The sequence below is a fragment of the Gilvimarinus gilvus genome (assembly GCF_030518155.1).
Lineage (GTDB): Bacteria > Pseudomonadota > Gammaproteobacteria > Pseudomonadales > Cellvibrionaceae > Gilvimarinus > Gilvimarinus gilvus.
Genome location: NZ_JAULRU010000492.1, coordinates 1 through 478, shown reverse-complemented (window position 1 = coordinate 478; position 478 = coordinate 1). Strand labels below are relative to the sequence as shown.

Genomic DNA, 478 nt, shown 5'->3' with positions numbered 1-478 from the left:
GCTGTGGCTCGATTATCAGTTAGGGCTTGCGCGGGGCGATACTTCAATTTAAACATGGCGGCTGTTAGTTAATTTAATAGCAAAGGTGCCAGTAACATGTCAGCCCACCGCCTGCCGCCGCTCAATGCGGTGCGTGCATTTGATGCAGCCGCCCGTCTGGGCAGTTATGTGGAGGCCTCCAAAGCTCTGCACGTGACCCAGCCGGCGATTGGCCGACACGTAAAGTTGCTTGAAGACTGGCTAGGCATTCAACTGTTTGAGCGTACCTCTCGCGGTGTCAACCTTACCCCGGCTGGGGAGAAGTACCACCGCAAGATCGCTGCCGCCCTGCAGTTGATCATGGAAGCCGGCAAGGAAGCGCAACCCAAAGAGGCCGAACGCTGGCTGCGGATCATGGTGGTACCGGGGTTTGCCAAGCGCTGGCTGATGCCTCGTATTGAACGCATGCGCCAGTTACGGCCGGGTTTGAAGTTCGCAA

The 478-nt window shown here is 57.3% G+C and carries 1 protein-coding gene; it reads left to right on the top strand.

The genetic code is table 11. The annotated features are described in order from the left end of the window. Positions 1–96: 96 nt before the first annotated feature. Positions 97–478: LysR family transcriptional regulator (locus tag QWI17_RS09040; protein WP_302722186.1), on the top strand; the 382-nt coding region annotated here is incomplete at its 3' end.